Source organism: Gemmatimonadaceae bacterium, from assembly GCA_036504815.1.
In the GTDB taxonomy this organism is placed as follows: Bacteria; Gemmatimonadota; Gemmatimonadetes; order Gemmatimonadales; family Gemmatimonadaceae; genus PNKL01.
The window spans coordinates 137,315-154,650 of record DASXUN010000030.1 but is presented as its reverse complement, the minus strand read 5'-3'; the positions used below and the strand labels follow the sequence as shown (position 1 = coordinate 154,650).

Sequence of the window (17,336 nt, the reverse complement as noted above, 5' to 3'; positions counted from 1 at the left end):
CCCCGGAGAACCGCACCCATGGCAACGTCCGCCGCCATTCCGACGCACGCGCAGGGCACCGCCCGCGCGTCGCAATCGTCGGAGCAGTCCGGCCTCTGGAGCTGGCTGACCACCGTCGACCACAAGCGGATCGGCATCCTCTATCTGTACACCGCCCTGTTCTACCTGCTCGTGGGCGGGCTCGAGGCGCTGCTCATCCGCACCCAGCTGGCCCGGCCGAACCTGAGCGTCGTCTCCGCGGAGACGTACAACCAGCTGTTCACGATGCACGGCACCACGATGGTCTTCCTCGTCGTGATGCCGCTCTCGGCCGCCTTCTTCAACTACCTCATTCCGCTGCAGATCGGCGCGCGTGACGTGGCCTTCCCGCGCCTCAACGCCTTCTCGTACTGGGTGTACGCGCTGGGCGGCCTGTTCATCACGCTGCCGATCTTCTTCGGCGTCGCCCCCAACGGCGGCTGGTTCGGCTACGCGCCGCTCTCCGGCCCCACCTACGGCGGCGGCTTCAACATGGACTTCTGGGTCCTCGGCCTGCAGATCCTCGGCATCTCGTCGCTGGCCGCGGCGTTCAACTTCATCACCACGATCATCAACCTGCGCGCCCCCGGCATGACGCTGATGCGCATGCCGATGTTCACGTGGATGTCGTTCGTGGTGCAGTTCCTCGTGATCCTCGCCTTCCCGGTGATCACGGCGGCGCTGTTCTTCCTGCAGTTCGACCGCTTCTTCGGCACCCAGTTCTACCAGGTGTCGGCCGGTGGCGACCCGCTGCTCTGGCAGCACCTCTTCTGGGTCTTTGGCCACCCCGAGGTCTACATCCTCATCCTGCCGGCCTTCGGCCTCGTGTCGGAGGTGCTGCCCACGCACAGCCGCAAGCCGCTCTTCGGCTACAACGTGATGGCCTACTCCGGCATCATGATCGGCTTCCTCGGCTTCGGCGTCTGGGCGCACCATATGTTTGCCGTCGGCATGGGTCCGGTGGCCGACTCCATCTTCTCGGTGGCGACGATGCTCATCGGCATCCCGACCGGCGTGAAGATCTTCAACTGGATCGCGACGATGTACGGCGGCTCGCTCCGCTTTCCGGTGTCGATGAAGTTCGCCATCGGCCTCATCGCGATGTTCACCATTGGCGGCATCTCCGGCGTGATGCACTCGTCGCCGCCGTCGGACCTGCAGCAGACGGACACGTACTTCATCGTCGCGCACTTCCACTATGTGCTGTACGGCGGCGCGATGATGGGCATCTTCGCGGGCATCTATCACTACTTCCCGAAGATCACCGGCCGGTTCATGAGCGAGAAGCTCGGCAACTGGCAGTTCTGGCTCAACTTCGTCGGCCTGAACCTCACGTTCTTCCCGATGCACTTCAGCGGCATGCTCGGCATGCCACGGCGCATCTACACGTACGACGCCGGGCAGGGGTGGGACCTCTTCAACCTGATGTCGACGACCGGCACGTACCTGCTGCTGATCGCCGGCCTCGTCTTCGCCTGGAACTTCTTCTCCAGCCGCAAGAACGGCCCCGTCGCCGGCAACGACCCGTGGGGCGCGCCCACGCTCGAGTGGTCCATCCCGTCGCCGCCGCCGGACTACAACTTCGCGCAGATCCCCGAGGTGACGTCACGCTACCCGATGTGGGATCTCAAGGCGCCGGACCGCACCGCGGACCTCGCGCACTCGCACGCCGACGCCAGCGTCATCGCCGAGGCGCACGCCGTGCCGGTGCACGAGGAGACGGAGCGGCGCATCGCGGCGGAACTCGGCATTCCCATGCCATTCCCGACCATCAGGCCGTTCATGGTGGCGCTCGGCATCGTCGTCCTGTTCAGCGGCCTCATCGTGCTCCACGCCGGCAAGTTCCCGCTGGCGATGGCGACGATGCTGGGCGGCGCCGCGTTCATGGTGGGCTCGCTCTACGCGTGGCTCACGAGCCCCCTCGAGTAACCGGAGATCACGACCGTGGCCACTGCAGCTGCTGCCGCCGGCGCCCACGAGGCGCACGAGCACACCCACTACACGACGACCGGGCTCAACTCCCGGAAGATCGCCATGTGGGCCTTCATCGGGTCGGAGTGCATGCTCTTCGGTTCTCTGATCTCGACCTACCTCGTCTACAAGGGCCGGTCCGTCGTCGGGCCGTTCCCGCACGAGACGTGGACCTCGCCCACCGGCGAGGTGTTCAAGCCGATCCTGAACATCCCCGTCACGTCGGCATCGACGTTCGTCCTGCTGATGTCGTCGCTCTTCATGGTGCTCGCCCTCGCCGCCGTCGAGAACAAGGGCAAGCCCGGCTATGAGGGGCTGCTCGGCTCGTCGAAGTTCTGGCTGGCGGCCACCGCGGCGGCCGGCGCCACCTTCCTCGGCTTCCAGGCGTATGAGTTCACGTCCTTCGTGCACGAAGGGCTGACCATCAAGACCAACCTGTTCGGCTCGTCCTTCTTCACGCTGACCGGCTTCCACGGCACGCACGTCGCGGTCGGCGTGCTCTGGCTGATGACGATGCTGTTCATCGACTTCAAGCGCGGACTCACGCCGAAGGACGCGATCAACATCGACATCATGGCGCTGTACTGGCACTTCGTCGACGTCGTCTGGATCGCGATCTTCACCCTCGTCTACCTCATCAAGTAGGGGCCGCCGACCATGTCCAACGACCGCGCCCACGCCGACCATCCGCACGAGCATCCCACCTGGAAGCAGTACAAGTGGGTGGCGCTCTGGCTGTTCGTGATCACCATTGTCGAGGTGTGGGCCTACTACATCCCGGCGTTCGTGGCGAGCAAGGCCTTCGTGCCCTCGCTGCTCATCATGTCGGCGGTGAAGTTCACGATCGTCGTGATGTTCTACATGCACCTCAAGTACGATCATCACCTGTTCCGCAAGCTGTTCACCGGACCGCTCATCATCGCCGGCATCACGCTGGTGGCGTTCCTGTTTCTCTTCTCGAAGCTCAGCGTGGGGTGAGGATCTGGTTGTACGCAAGACGATGGGGCGGCCGGGTGGCTGCCCCATTGCACTTGGTGCACAGGCACGGGCACGGTGGGGTGCACGGACACAGTGGAGTGCAGGGAGAGGGGGGGGATCAGCCGGGCTCGAACGTTGGACCGCCGTGGCGTTGCACCGACTTGAGCATCCCCACGAGCAGCCGCCTCTCCTGCGTGAGGAAGGCCATCCGCAAGGCCAGGTCCGTCGGCTCCATGCACCAGGCTACTGAGCGGTACCAGACCGTCGTTTCCCGCGACGATCCGAGTGCATAGCCGTAGAAACGCGAGCGGTCGGCCGCAGATCGGCGACTGTACCCCTCGGCGACATTCGCGGCGATGGAGCCGACCGCGCGCGAGAGCTGGCCGATCGTCTTGGGATCCACGTGCGCGACCAGCAACACCCCGTCCGCTTGTGCGTGATCGACCAGGCACCGGGCGATGCGATACGCCAACAGATTCCAGATGGGATCGGCAGTCTCGTCCGGACCGATTCCTTGCGACCACTTGGCGAGGGCCTGCTCGACGACGGAGTCCATGTCGGCAGCCTATTGGCAGGAAGCATCGGTCGCTGCACCAATGCATTCCGCCTCCCCCCATTCCCTTGCACCCCACTGTGCCCGTGCCCTTGCACCCCACTGTGCCCGTGCCCTTGCACCCCACCGTGCCCGTGCCCTTGCACCCCACCGTGCCCGTGCCCTTGCACCCCAATTGAGCCTTCCCCACATTGGGCTGTCCTAGGGAGGACCCGATGAAACAGGGTGAACGTCTCGTCAGCCTCGATGTCTTTCGCGGCTTGACCGTGGCCGGCATGCTCCTCGTGAACAATCCCGGCACGTGGGGGGCCATCTATCCGCCGCTCGCGCACGCCTCGTGGCACGGCTGGACGCCGACCGACCTCATCTTTCCGTTCTTCCTCTTCATCGTCGGCGTCACGACGCACCTGTCGCTCTCGGCGCGCCGCGCGCGCGGGGACAGCGATGCGGTGCTCCGCCGCCAGATCCTGCGCCGCGGCGCGCTGATCGTCCTCATCGGCTGGGCGATGGCGGCCTTCCCGTACTATCCGCTGGAGCGCATCACCGAGATCCGCATCCCGGGCGTCCTCCCCCGCATCGGGGTCGTGTACATGATCTCGGCGCTCCTGACGCTCAATGCCTCGGTGAAGCAGATCGTCGTGATGCTCGCCGTACTGTTGTACGGGTACTGGTTCGCCATGACCCTGCTCCCGGTTCCCGGTGGCTGCGAACTGGGCGCGCTCTGCCTCAACGATCCGTCGCGCACGCTGGCCGCCTGGGTCGACCGGGCCCTGCTCGACGGGCACCTCTGGAAGTCGTCCAAGACCTGGGACCCGGAGGGACCGCTCTCCACGCTTCCGGCCATCGGGACGGCCATGACCGGTGTGCTGCTCGGCCGCTGGCTCGCCCTCACGGAGCGCCCGATTCTCGACCGGCTGACCGCGATGTTCGCCGTGGGCGCCCTGCTGATGATGGTCGGCCTGATGTGGAACTGGGCGTTCCCCATCAACAAGGGCCTCTGGACGAGTTCCTACGTCCTGTTCACGTCCGGCATGGCGGCCGTCGCGATCGCCACCATCACCTGGATCATCGATATCCAGGGTGTTACGTGGTGGACCCGTCCGCTCGTCATATATGGTGTCAACCCGCTCGTGGCATTCGCGGGGTCGGGGTTGATGGCCCGCATCATCTACTCGCTGTGGAAGGTCGAGTTCGACGGCAAGCAAATGTCCGTGCAGGCCGCGGTGTATAACTCGGTGTTCGCCTCGTGGCTCGAGCCCCGAAACGCATCCTTGGCTTTTGCGATCTGCTTCGTCTTGTTCTGGTACGCTGTACTTGCGGTGTTGCACCGTCGTAATTTGATCCTGAAGGTCTGACGAGCCGGGCGGCCGCCCGCTCGGCCGCCTTCCCTGCGTCGAGAGCCAAGCCCCTGATGCCCTCCCTGCTCCGCCACCGTGGGATCTTCCAGTGGTGTGCCGCCGCCGTTGTGCTGGCGGTCGCCATTCCGCAGCTCCCGGCCCAGGCCAATCCGGCCGTGGCGTCGGTGCGCGCCGCGACGGGGAAGACCGGGGGGACGAACAAGCGCCGGACCGCGTCGAAGCACCGTCGCGTCGCGGGTCGCACGCCGGCCAAGGTCCGCACCGCGGCCAAGAAGCGCGTGTCCGCGCCGGCGCCGATCACCTTCACCGCCCCGCGCGGTGGTTCGCAGCTCGTCATCGACCTCGACAACATCCTGGACCGTGCGTCGCGCAGCGGCGCCTGGGGCGTGGCCGTCCTTTCGCTCGACAACGGCGACACGCTCTTCACGCGCAACGCCGACCGGCAGCTGCTGCCGGCCAGCACGATGAAGCTCTTCACCGCCGCGGTCGCGCTCGAGCGCTTCGGCGCCAACTATCGGTTCGTCACCGAGGTCCTCCGCGAAGGCGCGCTCGGCGGCGATGGCACGGTGCGCGGCAACCTGGTGCTGCGCGGCGCGGGCGACCCGTCGTTCAGCCGGCGCTTCTCGGACGGCGCCTCCGGCGAGACGCCGATGGCCGCCATGGCGCGGCTCGTCGCCGAAGCCGGCGTGCGCCGTGTTTCGGGCGATGTCATCGGGGATGCCTCCGCGTTCGAGGATCGCGGCGTGCCGGAAGGGTGGCGGTCACGCTACCTTGGCGCCTCGTATGCCGCCCGCGTCTCGGCGCTCTCCTACAGCGAGAACCTGCTGAAGGTGACGGTGAAGCCGGCCGGCAAGAGCGCCGCCATCACGTTCGAGCCGGCATTGTCGGGCATCACCATCGTCAACGCGGTGCGCGTCGTCGCGGGGCGCGGCGCGCGCATCGGCATCGTGCAGCGCGAGAATGGCATCGAAGTGCGCGGGTCGGTGGGCGGCGGCGGCAAGGGCCGGAGCGTGCAGGTCGTCGCGGAGCATCCGGCCCTCATCACGACGGCTGCGTTCCGCGCCGCGCTCGAGGCGCAGGGCATCAGCGTGGGCGGCCCGGTCCGGCTCGGCCGCGCCGGCAGCGGCGTGCCGCGCGTCACGGCGCTTCCCTCCGCGCCGCTCGGCGAACTCATCACGACGATGAACGGCGAGTCCAACAATCACTTTGCCGAGCTCCTGTTCCGCAACGCCGCACGCAGCGTCGGCGTGGTGGGTTCGGCGGAGAATTCCAACATCCTGCTGCGCCGGTTCCTGTGGGAGAAGGCGCAGGTGCCGCCCACCGACGTGTACGCGGCGGACGGCAGCGGCCTGTCCACGGCCGATCGCGTCACGCCGCGGTCGATGGTGCAGCTGCTGGGCTACGCCGCCCGCGCGCCATGGCGCGATGTGCTGGAGCAGTCGCTGCCCGTCGCCGGCCGCACCGAGACCCTGCGGCGCCGCATGAAGTACACGCCGGCGATGGGCAACCTTCATGCGAAGACCGGCACCACCAACGACGTCGCCTCCCTCGGTGGCTACGTCACCTCGCGCGACGGCGAGCGCCTCGCTTTTTCGTTCATCTACAACGGCCGCGATCGCTGGCGCGCGAAGGCAGCGATGGATGCGATGGGAGCGACGCTGGCGAATTACCAACGATAGAGGATTGGGAATCCGGATTGCGATGCAGGATTGCGATCACGGACTGCGACATACGATCAACCCCGGAGCCAGCGTGGCCCCGGGGTTGATCGCATATCGGCATCCGCATTCGTCATCCTGCATCGCAATCCGGATTCCCAATCCTCAATCAGTCGTCCAGCTCGAAGATATCCACCACCTGCCTTGTCCTCGAGTCGATCACGAGCACCGTGTCGCCGTAGATGCGGCGTTCGAGATACCACGGCAGCTCACCCAGCTCATCCTCGAGGTCATACGGGAGAATCCCCAGCTGCCCGTAGACGGCCATCGACAGGTAGATGCCCGGGCGGAACGCATAACGGACATGACCATAGTCCGGCCCGTAATAGCCGTACGCCGTCAGGCGAGCGGGCGGCAACGACCGGAACCAGGCCGTGATCGTCACGTACTCGCGCTGGCGCCAGTCACGATCGCCGTAGCGGTAGTACACCTCGCGGCGCATGTGCCCCGGCGGCACGAACCGCGGGCCGCGTTCGCGGTACGGGTAGCGGTCGATGTACACGGGCGTGCGCACCGCGATACGGGGTTCATCGCGGCGGTCGCGGCGAAAGTCGCGGTTATCGGGTCCGCCATAGCGCGGCTCGACACGACCAATGATGCCGCCTCCACCCCGCGGCTCATCCCGCCGCCCCTCCCTTCGGTTGCCGCGTTCCTTGTCGTCGCGGTCCTCTGAACGATTCCCGCGATCCTTGCCACGGTCGTCGCGTCCGCGATCACCACCGTAGCGTCCGGGCTGCGCGTACACCGGCACGCTCAGCGCCAGCATCGCAGCCACTACCGCCAGACGAGTCACACCCATGGTCCCTCCAATAGGGTTCTGAGCGATTTACCCCTCGTTTTACATGAGGATCCGCGCGCGCGGGCTCGCCGGCAGCGTCGGTGGCACACGAGGCGGAACAATGCGCCGGCCCCGGGGTTTCAGCCGCATCGAAAAGCGGGCGGAGCCAGACGGCTCCGCCCGCTTCGTGCCTTCCTCCGGCCCGACTACGCCACGGACTGCACGATCGTGATGCCGCGCTTCGCGAGCTCGGCCACGTACGCCTCGCCCGGCATGCATTCGTCCGACGTGTGCACGCCGGCCGTCTTGATGCGTCCCTGCGCCTGCATCAGTCCGGTGATCGCCAGCGAGAATCCGGTCGTGCGTTCCATCGACGTGATGTGGGTCTTCTCGTCGAAGCGGTCCACCATCTCGAACGTGTGCGTCACGGGCTTGCCGCCCTTCACGCCGCGCACGATGACGCGCATCGCCACCAGGTCGCGCCCGTCGGGCTTGTTGAGGCGCGGCGCCATGCAGGCGATCGCCACGTCGCGCGGCACCACCTGCATCCCCTTCACGTTGATCGCGCCGAGGTCGAGCAGCCCGAGCTCGCGAATCGCCTCCATGATGTGCGCGTGGCCGGGATACCGCAGCGTCTTGTACTCCATCGTCGGGATCTTCCCCTCGTACCGGAAGCCGATGGTGGAAAGTCCGCCCGCCGTGTGGAACGCCTCGAGCTCGCCGAGTTCGGTGAAGACCACGGGCTCACGCTCCGACAGCGCCTTCACCTGGTGGCGCTTGCCGTCGCGAATCACCCACGACAGGGTCGTGTAGTAGTCGAGCACGCCCTCGAGCGAATACACCACCTGGTAGTTGAGCGGCGGCTCGGGTTTCTGCGGCAGGCCGCCCACGAAGATCTTCACGGCGGACACGGTGTCGCAGCGCTCGATGCCGAGCTGGGCCAGGATGTTCACCATCCCCGGGGCGAGGCCGCAGTCGGGAATCACCGTCACGCCGGCCGCGGCCGCCTTCGCGTCCAGCGTCTTCTGCTGGAAGACGATCTCCGTGTTGCCACCGAGGTCGCAGAAGTGCGCGCCCGAGGCGATGGCCGCCTCGGTCATCGGCATGTTGAAGTAGTACGGGACGGCGCACATCACCGCCTTCACGCCGTCCATCGCCTTGAGCGTCGCGGCCTTGTCCGTGACGTCGAGCGTCATCGGCTTCAGCTTGCCGCCGATGTAGGGCGCCAGAAAGTTCGGCAGGTGATCCACCGACTTGTCCGCGAGGCGCACCTCGGTGACGTCTGGCTGGTGCAGCAGGTCGTAGGCGCACGCGGAGCCCTGCAGCCCGGCGCCAAGCACAAGCATCTTCATGGGTACGATGGGTTCGAGTGAAAACCGAGTCGTCACGCCGGGGGCTGAGGGTGAAATCTACCCTGACGGGTGCGATTCTGCCGACGGGCGCGGTGCGCTCAGCGCGCCGACTCCACCCACACCACACCGCGGCGCAGGTCCACCGTCCAGCGCTTCCCCCGCAGCGCGGCGCGCCCCGCCGGCGATGCCATCGGCACCGGCGCCTCGCCCGCGCGCAGCGCGAGCCGAACGCCGGGGAACCCGAGCAGGAATGGAATCGCCATGGCGCCCGGCGGTTCGTCCACGCGTCCGGCGCGGCGCAGCGTCACCGTCCCCGTCCGCGTATCCACCGTCGGCGCGAGTTGCGCGAACACGTCCAACCCGAGGCGCGCGCGTCCCGCGCCAAGTGCGGCATCGACGCGGACCGGGACGTTGTGCAACACGAGGTCCCCGACCGCTACCGCGGGCAGCACCCCCAGCGGCCCGCGCTGATCCTCGCCCTGCAACTCCACGAGGCCCGCACCGCGGCGCAGCCCCGGCAGCACGACGCCTTCCGCCTGCGGATCCACGTCGGCCCATATCGTGTCGTTGCCGAGCATCAGCGGCAGGCGTCCAAGCGCGCCAAACTCCACCGGCGCGAACGGCACCACCGTGGAGTCGGGACCGACGGCGCTCGTCGGACGATTCACGAGCGCGGCGGCGCGCGCCCGTTCGCCAGGTGACAACGGCGACCCTGGCAGCGCGGCCAGCGACTCCCAGTCGCGCATCCACGTGTAGATGTGTTGCAGACGGGCCGCGATCGCGACGGCGCTCCCGCCGAAGAGCCGCGCCTCCTCGAGCAGCACAGCGCCCGCCTTCAACTGCCCCCGCGACGCCATCCACTCGCCAAGCGCGGCGCGCACCGCCGGATCGCGCGGGCTGCGACGCAACGCGTCGTACAGGCGGCGTTCGACGGCGGTGACGTCGATCGCGCCTGCCTGCGCCCCCGGCGCAACGGTCACCGCGCCTCGGTCCTGCGCGGACGCCGACACCGCGAGCGCGGCGAAGGCCAGAACGCCGAGCATCCCGCCGCGGCGCGGCGCGCGCCACATCGACACAACACTCATTTCGCCGTGCATAGCGCGAGCAGGGTGAAGTTCGGATCACACCGCACCGCCGTCGGCACCGACGCATACGTCCCCGGCACCGTCACCGACTGACTTGTCACGGCCTCGATCACCAACCGCTCGCGATGCACGACCCCCGACGCATCCACCAACTCCACGGGGAGCGTCAGCCGATACGGTCCGAATCGCGCCCCCTGCTCCACGGTCAGCGTGACCCGCTGCGTCTCGGAATCCCACGCAAACAACGTGCGCAATTCGGCCCAGCCCGGCTTCCGCAGCCACTGATCGAAGAACCAGCCGAGCGAGCGCCCCGCCGAGGCTTCGATGGCCGCCTGCAGGTCTGCCGTCAGCGCGTTGCCATGATGGTGCGCGGTGTAGTAGCGACGCAGGCCAGCGAAAAACGCGCTGTCCCCCACTTCATCGCGCAGCATCCGCAGCACGAAACCGCCCTTCGGGTACGAGTTCTCGTTGAGCAGGCGGTTGGGATCCGTTTCCACGCTGTCGATCACCGACCGGCGCGTCACGACCTCGGCACGCAGCACGGCGCTGCGCATGCTGGCCATCTCCGCCATGTACGCGCTGTCCCCGTGCGCGTGCTGCGCCCAGAGCGCCGCGAAGAAGGTGGCAAACCCCTCGCTCAGCCAGATATGCGCCCACTCCCGTTCGGTGACCGCGTTGCCAAACCACTGGTGCGCGGTCTCGTGCGCAATCAGATCCTCGGCGATGCCATCGCGCCGACGGAATCCACGGTCGTAATAGAAGATCGCGGAGGGATTTTCCATCCCGCCGTAGCGCGTCGTCGTCTGCAGGTGTCCGAGCTTTTCGTAGGGATATGCGCCGATCGTCCGCGCGTAGAACTCCACGATGCGGCCGGCGCTCTCGAAGTGGCCGGGCATCCAGACCGCCTGCTCCGGGGCCGTCCAGGCCATCTGGGGCACGCACCCGCCGTCCTCGGCGAAGCCGCACGCGGTCTCGCCAAGGCTGAACGCCGTCAGCGGCGCCGCCGCGATGACCATGCCGTAGGTCGGAATCGGCCGCGTCGTGCGCCACGTCGTGGTCACCCGGGAATCCGGATTCGTCACGGCGCTCACGAGGGCACCGTTCGCCACGACCGATCGTCCCGCGGGTGCCGTGACGATGAACGTCACGCTGGCCTTGCGCGACGGATGGTCCTGCGTGGGCAGCCAGAAGCGCGCGCGGTTGGGGAAGTTGTCGCCGAACGCCGCCCAGCGGCCGGCAGAATCCGTGGTGATGATCAGGCCGTCGGCGGGCTCGCCGTCGTACACGAGGGCAAGACAGCGCGCCTCAGCGGCGCCGGAGGGCACGGCCACCTTCAGCAGCGCCCCCGCATGCGCGAAGGCCGCGGCACGCCGGTCGTCCGCGCATCCCACCCAGGCGCTGGAAACGCGCATTGCGCCGTCCAGGTCGAGGCGCACGGTGTCCGCGCCCAGCGGCGCGGCGAAGGTCAGCCGCGCGCCACCGACAATGTGCTTGCCCTGCGCCGGCAGGTCGAGCGCGAACTCGTAATGCTCCACGCGCGGCTCCAGCGCGGAGGGCGGGGCCATGCCGGTCGCCTGCTGCGCGGCGGCGGTCGTCGCGCCCCACAACGCCGCGGTAACAACAGAGGGCGCGAGGAACGCGCGAACGAAATGTCGTCCCGTCACGTTCATCGCGCCCTTCCTCACCGCCTGGGTGTACTCACGCATCGTCGCGCCCCGCATCGGTCGCGGCGAGACCGTTATCGCCCGAACAGCTTGCCCAGCAGCCCCCCGCTGCCGCCGACGGCGGCCGTCAGTTCATTGGCGAATTCCACTGTCGTCGGATACCGGTCGTCGGCGTTTCGCGCCATTCCCTTGTACAGCACCTTGTCCACCGCCTCGGGGATGTCGGCGCGCCGCGTGCGAATGGAAATGGGCTCGTTGCGCAACCGCGCAATCATCATCTCCTGCTGGTTCTTTCCCTCGAACGGCAGCTTCCCCGTCAGCATCTCGTACGTCATCAGCGAGAGCGAGTAGACGTCGGTGCGCGGGTCCAGCGGCTTGCCGCGCAGCTGCTCGGGACTCATGAACTCGGGGGTTCCCAGGATGATCCCGGTCGCCGTGAGTTTCTCCAGCTCGCCGCCCGCCTTGCGCTCCTTCGCCAGCCCAAAGTCCATCACCACCGCCCGCTCGGTGCCGTCCGCGTTCTTGGTGATCATGATGTTCTCGGGCTTCAGGTCGCGGTGAATGATCTTCAGTTCATGCGCCACCTGCAGTCCGGCCGCGATCTGCTGGACGAACGGCACCACTTCCTCCAGCGGGAGCTGTCCCCGGCGGTTGTTGCGGTCGCTCAGGATCTCGCCCTGCACGAACGGCATCACCACGTAGACCACGCCGTCCTCGGTCTCGCCCAGCCGCACGATGTGGCAGACGTTCGGATGCTCGAGCCGCATCCCCAACGCCGCCTCGCGCCGCAGCCGCGCCATCGCGTTGCCATCCTTCACGAGCGAGGGCGACAGCACCTTGATGGCGAACTGCTCCTTGGTCGACATGTCCTCGCCGAGGTAGACATACGACATCCCGCCCTCGCCGAGCTTCTTGATGATGTTGTAGCGCCCCTCGAGCACCTGGCCCGCCAGCGCGGCCGGGTTGAACTGCTTCTGCACCCCCACCGGCGGCGTCATCGCGCGCGGCGTGGTGTTCGACGCCGACGTGCCGGCCGATCCGACCGGCGGTGCGGGCGCGGCCGCGGCGGCCACGGGCTGCAGCCGCGTGCCGTCACGGGTGCAGAACTTCGCGTCATCGCCGTACTGAGTGCCGCAGGACGGACAGCGCATGCTCATAGGCAAACCCGGTTGCGCCCGTCCGCCTTGGCGCGATACAGCGCCTCGTCGGCCCGGGCAAAGAGGTCGTCCACGGTGGTGATCGTCGCCGACGGATACGAACTGACCCCGATGCTGGCGGTCAGGTGCAGTGGTTCGACGAGCGAACCGGCGAACGGGGTGGCCGCGACGTGCTCCCGAATGCGCTCGGCAAAGGTCGTGGCGCCCACCAGCGACGTCTCGGGCAGCACGACGACGAATTCCTCGCCGCCGTACCGGGCCACCACGTCCACGCTGCGGACCTCGTTCTGCAGCAGCGTCGCGACCTCGCGCAGCACCTCGTCGCCCACCAGGTGGCCGTACGTGTCGTTCACGTTCTTGAAGTGGTCGAGATCGACCATCAGCAGCGTCAGCACGGAATCGTACCGGCGGGCTCGCTCCAGCTCGGACGCGAGACGCACCGTCAGCGCGCGCCGGTTGAGCACCTGCGTCAGCGGATCGGTGTGGGCCAGCACCTCGAGCCGCGCATTGTCCGCCTTCGTCGTCTCGATCACCTGCGCGCGGTGGATGGCCGCCACCGCCGCCTTGATGACGGAGTCCGCGAACTCGACGTCCTCGTTGGTCAGCGGCGGCTCGTTGACCATCCGGCGCAGGAAGAAGACGCCGGCCTGCACCTTGCCCAGCGTGAAGGGGAGGGCGATGACGCTGCGGATCGGCACCTGCGTGCCGTTGGCCGCCCATTCCCGGCGCAGGTCCTCGTACAGCGGGCTGGTGTGGAGGTCTTCCACCAGCACCGGATGTCCGTGCTCCAGCGCCGCCCGGATTTCCGGATACGCGTCGAGGTTGATCTCCCAGTTGCGGATGGCCGGGTTGTCGAACGCCGTGGCCACCACGCCCACCTTGTCGCCCGGCCGCGCCAGGATCACCGAGCAGCGCGACAGCGAAAGCGCGCGCGCCACGCGCCGCGCGAGGATGTGATAGATCTCGTCCGACGAGAGGTCGCCGGTCACCTCGTGCAGGATGTCCACCAGCTTGCGCCGGTTTTCCGAATCCTCGCGCACGCGGTTGAGTTCGTCCTCGGCCGACAGCAGCGCCGCCTGCGTGGTGCGCAGCAGCGCATGGAGCCGCAGCTGCGCCTGCACCCGCGCCACCAGTTCACGCGGACGGAACGGCTTGCGGAGCACGTCGGCCGCGCCAAGCCCGAGCGCCAGCTCGGTGAGTTCGTCCGGGAGCCGCGAGGCCAGCAGGATCACCGGCAGTTCGCGCGTCCCGTTGCCCGCCTTCAGTTCCTGCAGCAACTGCGTCCCCTCGCCATCGGGGAGCGAGGCGTCGAGGAGCAGCAGCGTCGGCTCCCATTCCGTGAGGAGCAGGCGCATGGACGCCGCATCCGTGGCCTCGCGCACCACGCAGCCCACGTCACCCAACGCGGTCGCCAGCGAGCGGCGCACGCCCTCGTCATCGTCCACCACGAGGACGCGCGCCTCACTATTCATCGCCCAGCAGCTCCTGCAAACCGTCCCACTCGATATTGCCGCCGCTCAGGATGCAGACGGTGTCGCCACGGGGTTTCAGCAGCCCCGCCTGCAGTGCCGCGACCGTGATTGCCCCGCTCGGCTCGGTCACGAGCTTGTGACGGTCCAGCAGGAAACGCATGGCGTCGACGAGCAGCGCATCCGGCACCGTCACCACCGCATCGAGCGCCGCGTTCAGGTGCGCGAAATTCCGCACGCCGATCTTCACCGCGAGCAATCCGTCGGCGAGCCCCGTCGGGTTGGCGGGGATCGTCACCGGATGACCCGCCTCGCGCGCCTTCGTGAGCTTGGGCGATCCTTCCGGCTCGACGCCGATCACGTGCGCGCCCGGCGCGAGCGCCTTGATGGCAATCGCGACGCCGGCCGAGAGTCCGCCGCCCCCCACCTGCACGATCACCGTTCCCACCGCCGGCAGATCCTCCGCGATCTCCAGGCCGATGGTCCCCTGGCCGGCGATGATGGTGAGGTCGTCAAACGGCGGCACGAACGTGAGCCCTTCGGCGGCCTGCAGTTCCTCCGCCCGGGCCAGACGCTCGGCGGTCGTCGTCCCGACGTAGAAGCAGCGGGCGCCCAGCCGCTCGGCGCCCGCGCGCTTGGCGCGCGGCGCCGTGGTGGGCATCACGATGGTCGCCGGCACGCCGAACATCTTCGCGGCGAGCGCCACGGCCTGCCCGTGGTTGCCGCTGGAACCGGTCACCACCCCCCGTGCCCGTTCCTGTGCCCCGAGCGAAGCGAGATAGGTGTAGGCACCGCGGAACTTGAACGCGCCGCCGCGCTGCAGCTGCTCGGGTTTCAGCCAGACCGGCACGCCGCAGGCCGCGGCCAGCGCCTCGGAGCGCAGCAACGGGGTGCGAACGGCGACGCCGCGCAGCACGGCGGCGGCGCGGCGGACGTCGTCAATCCCGACGAGCATCGGCTCGGCGGTCATGAACTGCTGTCCATAGTGTGCTCCCTGGCGCGCCGTCTCAGCGCGCGGCGGAGTCCCAGCGCGAAACGGCGGTACCCTTGGCCTGCAACTCCATCGAAATCAGCGAGACCGACGGGGAACGCGCATCGTCGCGGCGCCCAACCACGAACCGGGCCATCAGCGTCAGCGGAGCGTTCAGCACGTCCACTGTCCGGGCGGTCGCCCGCGGGATGCGCCAGAGGTCCGTGCCGTCGTACGACATCCCGGCCTCCGGGCTGCACCAGAAATACGGACGCGTGTAGCACGCGACGCTCAGGCGCGCGCCGTCGGCCGCCGCGAACGAACGCGCCGTCGGCAACGCAATCGGATCCACGGCAAACTCGACGACCTCGCGATCGGCGTCGTACTTCACCGCCTTCACCGGAATCGAGACCAGGTAGGTGCGCGTGCTGCGCGCATAGAACTCGGCTTCGCGGCGCTGGAACACCGCGTACGCCTGCGCCACGCGCGCCTGATGTTCGGCCGAACTTTCGTACGGATCCCGGGCAACCTCCGGCATCTTCGCATTGGTCATGTCGAGCGCTGCCGCAACGATCGCGTTCAGGCGCTCGGTGAACTGGGCCGGCGTCACCGCCTCCGTCACGCCCGCGTCGGCCACGCCACCCGCGGCGCGGGTCGCGGCCAGCGCCGCGCCGCTCGAGGGCGCGCGGGCCGGCAGTTCAACCACCGTCGTCGGCACCGCAGCGGCCGTCGGCGCCACCGCACGACGGGCGGCGCGGCGCGGCGGTGCCACCGGCTTCGCGGTGGTCGCCTGTGGGGCCGCCGCCTGTGGCGCCGGAGGCGTTGGACGGGCTTCCTGACGCGCCGCCGGGGCCGCCAACTGCTGTCGCGCCGGCGTCGCTGCTACCTGACCACCCGCCGCTTCCGAACAGAAGGGCCGGTCGGCCGATCCGCCCCCGCCCGGCTGCGAGACCACGATGAAGCAGGTCGTCGGCTGCAGGCTCGGGTGCGTCGCATTGGCCGCCCAGGAGCGGGCCGATGCGTAGGCCATGGTGATGCTCGCGCCGCTCGACGGCGTGAAGGCCAGCGCCCGCAAGTCGGTCGTGAACGTGCGGTTCTTCTCGAACCAGCTGCGCTCGAGGTCGGCGAGGCGTGTGAGGTCGGCCTTCACCGATTCGGCGACCGGGCTCTTCTCGCCGCCTTGCGCGCTGAGCGCGGCCGTCATTCCGAGGAGGGCAATTACCGCGAGGACGGTGCGAGCTACGCCTCGCGCCATGCCGGATGAACTGCCGCCTCGCGTGTGGTTCGACTCGCGGGGATCAAGCGCCATATGAACTGATCTCCAACTATAAATGGAGAGGGTGCCGCAAGAGAGTGCGGAATACGCGATGGATCGCGACTAATCTGCGCTGGCGCAATGGGTTCCGCAACGTCACGAATTGACGGCTCGCGCGCGGGAAGCCCGGTGCCGGCCCGGGAACCCCGCCTACTTCTTCGCGTTCGCTCCGGCGTCCCCCTCCGGGCGCTCGTCGTTGGGGCGGAGCATCCGTGAGACCGCCTTCCGTGTGCGGTCGCGCACCGCGTCCGGTCCCTGCTCGCGGGCCAGATGCGTGACGTCGCTCGGTGACATGCCGAGCGTCCTCGCCAGCAGTCGCCGGGCGGCCCGTACGTCAGGCAGCGCGGCGAACCGCCCCTTGAGCCGCGTCCCCCCGCGCACCAGGACGCGCGTGACGACATTCAGCACGCGCGCCACGTCCACCAGCGTGGAGGGCGAAACGCCGATCTTGGACAGTTCCCGGTGCAGCGCAAAGCGCGACCCTTCCGGCTTCTTGGCCGCCCACGCGCTGACCGACAGGTCGGCCGTGTCGGTGAGCAGCAGTTCCTCAAGGAATGCGTGCACGTTCTCCGGCGCGCTCTGATGCGCGAGCCGCAGCGCCTCCACCTTCTGGCGGCAGCGGTCGCTGTCCAGGCTCCACGCCGCCAGCAGCGCGTCCGGACGCTCCGTGTCGGTGTAGATGATGTCTTCGACCTGGCCCGAGGCGATGAGGGCGCGCCCCAGCTGCCAGGCCGGTTCGCGCGAGTGCGTCACCACCACGATGGGAACCGCGGCATCGCGCAGCGCGTGGCGCAGGCGGGCCGGCAAGCGTGCGTCGGCAAAGGGCGGAACGCCGTGGATGACGATCAGGCGCACCGGACGCGCAATGCGCTGGAGCAGGTCATGCTCGGTGACGACGCACTCGACGCGAGCGTAAGGCGTCATCGCGTCACGCAGCCGGACCTTCATGG

The 17,336-nt window shown here is 68.3% G+C and carries 15 protein-coding genes; 5 read left to right on the top strand and 10 right to left on the bottom strand.

Annotation, left to right across the window (positions count from 1 at the left end):
* Positions 1-18 precede the first annotated feature (18 nt).
* The 3 genes from ctaD to VGJ96_14780 are packed head-to-tail and all read left to right on the top strand — an operon-like array spanning position 19 to position 2,967.
* Positions 19-1,947: a cytochrome c oxidase subunit I gene (gene ctaD, locus VGJ96_14790; GenBank protein HEY3288385.1), complete on the top strand. Its 1,929-nt coding sequence runs from the start codon at positions 19-21 to the stop codon at positions 1,945-1,947.
* A gap of 15 nt (positions 1,948-1,962) precedes the next feature.
* Complete coding sequence (locus tag VGJ96_14785) at positions 1,963-2,634, top strand: cytochrome c oxidase subunit 3 (GenBank protein HEY3288384.1); 672 nt, start codon at positions 1,963-1,965, stop codon at positions 2,632-2,634.
* A gap of 12 nt (positions 2,635-2,646) precedes the next feature.
* On the top strand, positions 2,647-2,967 hold the full coding sequence (locus tag VGJ96_14780) for a cytochrome C oxidase subunit IV family protein (protein HEY3288383.1): 321 nt from the start codon (positions 2,647-2,649) through the stop codon (positions 2,965-2,967).
* Between the two features lie 118 nt (positions 2,968-3,085).
* On the opposite strand, the gene VGJ96_14775 is transcribed toward VGJ96_14780, so the two are convergent.
* Positions 3,086-3,523 carry a four helix bundle protein gene (locus VGJ96_14775; protein ID HEY3288382.1) on the bottom strand — a complete coding sequence of 146 codons (438 nt, stop codon included), beginning with the start codon at positions 3,521-3,523 and terminating at the stop codon, positions 3,086-3,088.
* A 212-nt stretch (positions 3,524-3,735) separates the two neighbouring features.
* On the opposite strand from VGJ96_14775, the gene VGJ96_14770 reads away from it, so the two are divergent.
* Positions 3,736-4,875 carry a DUF5009 domain-containing protein gene (locus VGJ96_14770; GenBank protein ID HEY3288381.1) on the top strand — a complete coding sequence of 380 codons (1,140 nt, stop codon included), beginning with the start codon at positions 3,736-3,738 and terminating at the stop codon, positions 4,873-4,875.
* A gap of 56 nt (positions 4,876-4,931) precedes the next feature.
* Entirely contained in the window at positions 4,932-6,557 is a 1,626-nt protein-coding gene (gene dacB / locus VGJ96_14765; GenBank protein ID HEY3288380.1) for a D-alanyl-D-alanine carboxypeptidase/D-alanyl-D-alanine-endopeptidase, read from the top strand.
* Between the two features lie 148 nt (positions 6,558-6,705).
* On the opposite strand, the gene VGJ96_14760 is transcribed toward dacB, so the two are convergent.
* From VGJ96_14760 to VGJ96_14720, 9 genes are all read right to left on the bottom strand, one after another.
* Positions 6,706-7,395 carry a hypothetical protein gene (locus VGJ96_14760; GenBank protein HEY3288379.1) on the bottom strand — a complete coding sequence of 230 codons (690 nt, stop codon included), beginning with the start codon at positions 7,393-7,395 and terminating at the stop codon, positions 6,706-6,708.
* Between the two features lie 185 nt (positions 7,396-7,580).
* Positions 7,581-8,726 carry a saccharopine dehydrogenase C-terminal domain-containing protein gene (locus VGJ96_14755; GenBank protein ID HEY3288378.1) on the bottom strand — a complete coding sequence of 382 codons (1,146 nt, stop codon included), beginning with the start codon at positions 8,724-8,726 and terminating at the stop codon, positions 7,581-7,583.
* 98 nt (positions 8,727-8,824) lie between these two features.
* Entirely contained in the window at positions 8,825-9,823 is a 999-nt protein-coding gene (locus VGJ96_14750) for a hypothetical protein (protein HEY3288377.1), read from the bottom strand.
* Positions 9,808-11,517, bottom strand: a complete 1,710-nt coding sequence (locus VGJ96_14745; protein ID HEY3288376.1) for a M1 family metallopeptidase — start codon at positions 11,515-11,517, stop codon at positions 9,808-9,810. The genes VGJ96_14750 and VGJ96_14745 overlap by 16 nt, the downstream gene beginning before the upstream one ends.
* Before the next feature lie 32 nt (positions 11,518-11,549).
* Positions 11,550-12,632, bottom strand: a complete 1,083-nt coding sequence (locus VGJ96_14740) for a serine/threonine-protein kinase (GenBank protein ID HEY3288375.1) — start codon at positions 12,630-12,632, stop codon at positions 11,550-11,552.
* A complete protein-coding gene (locus VGJ96_14735; GenBank protein ID HEY3288374.1) occupies positions 12,629-14,104 on the bottom strand; it encodes a diguanylate cyclase in 1,476 nt (491 codons plus the stop codon). The genes VGJ96_14740 and VGJ96_14735 overlap by 4 nt, the downstream gene beginning before the upstream one ends.
* Positions 14,097-15,071, bottom strand: coding sequence for a threonine/serine dehydratase (locus VGJ96_14730; protein HEY3288373.1), 975 nt, complete (start codon positions 15,069-15,071; stop codon positions 14,097-14,099). Before VGJ96_14730 ends, VGJ96_14735 begins: the two co-directional genes overlap by 8 nt.
* Positions 15,072-15,108: 37 nt before the next feature.
* The gene (locus VGJ96_14725; protein HEY3288372.1) at positions 15,109-16,380 is read right to left on the bottom strand and encodes a hypothetical protein; all 1,272 of its coding nucleotides are present in this window, start codon (positions 16,378-16,380) and stop codon (positions 15,109-15,111) included.
* A 156-nt stretch (positions 16,381-16,536) separates the two neighbouring features.
* The gene (locus VGJ96_14720) at positions 16,537-17,334 is read right to left on the bottom strand and encodes a hypothetical protein (GenBank protein ID HEY3288371.1); all 798 of its coding nucleotides are present in this window, start codon (positions 17,332-17,334) and stop codon (positions 16,537-16,539) included.
* Between the last annotated feature and the right edge of the window lie 2 nt (positions 17,335-17,336).